The 1,002-nt window shown below is 36.1% G+C and carries 2 protein-coding genes; both read left to right on the top strand.

What is annotated here, in order from left to right:
* The first annotated feature begins 73 nt into the window (after nt 1-73).
* On the top strand, nt 74-502 hold the full coding sequence (locus AC9UEH_RS11540; RefSeq protein WP_509532035.1) for an IS3 family transposase: 429 nt from the start codon (nt 74-76) through the stop codon (nt 500-502).
* Nucleotides 427-903: an integrase core domain-containing protein gene (locus AC9UEH_RS11535; protein ID WP_481736311.1), complete on the top strand. Its 477-nt coding sequence runs from the start codon at nt 427-429 to the stop codon at nt 901-903. The genes AC9UEH_RS11540 and AC9UEH_RS11535 overlap by 76 nt, the downstream gene beginning before the upstream one ends.
* Nucleotides 904-1,002: the final 99 nt, after the last annotated feature.

Raw genomic sequence — 1,002 nt, 5'->3', positions numbered from 1 at the left:
GTCGTTTACAAGTTGAGAATACTTTTCTTAAAAAAAAGTTATCGTGAACTTTAACCCGACCCAGCGTTTGGAAATGATTGAAGAAAAACACGAAGGTTTATCGATCAATCGTCAATGTGAAATACTGTCAATTAGTCGTTCAAGAATTTATTATAAGCCCGTTGAACGTAACAACGACTTGGATGATGCCCTAATGAAAGCCATTGACAAACAGCACTTAAAATGCCCTTTTTATGGTTTCAGACGAATGACAGTACACTTACAATCATTAGGGTATGCCATCAATCGTAAACGAATTAGGCGATTAATGAAGTTAATGAATATCAAGGTCATTTACCCTCATTCAAATACTTCTAAGCCCAATTCAGACCATCAGAAGTACCCATACTTGCTCAGAGATGTTGTCATAAACAGAGCTAATCAGGTATGGTCAACGGACATTACTTATATCCCAATGGAAAAGGGATTATGCGGGCGGCGTTCCGCTATTGTATGGCGATAATTGACTGGCATACTCGGAGTATTTTACATTGGTCATTGTCTAACACGATGGAAGCCTCTTGGTGTACTCAGGTACTCAAAGATTGTCTTGCTAAACACGGTAAACCTGAAATATTTAATACAGATCAGGGTAGTCAATTTACGGCTAATATGTTCCTTGAAGTGCTTATCGAAAAACAGATAAAAATCTCAATGGACGGCAAAGGCAGAGCATTAGATAATGTATTCATAGAAAGATTTTGGCGAAGTTTAAAACAAGAAAAAATCTATCTGTATGCTTACGAAAATGGATGGCAATTAGAACAGGGAATCACAGAGTATATGGCATTTTACAATTACGAAAGACCCCATCAATCGCTCGATTATAAAACCCCAATGTCCCAATACGCAATGGCAGCCTAAAAGTTATCCACTTATCCACACAATTAACAAAAGAAAAAAAGAACCAAAAAAAGAAAAATTACAACAACTAATAGTTTCGTTTTAATTAATAACTGTTTT

It is taken from the genome of Flavobacterium sp. (assembly GCF_040402835.1).
Classification (GTDB): domain Bacteria; phylum Bacteroidota; class Bacteroidia; order Flavobacteriales; family Flavobacteriaceae; genus Flavobacterium.
Note: the sequence above shows the minus strand (reverse complement) of the source record. Positions and strands in the feature narration are given on the sequence as shown.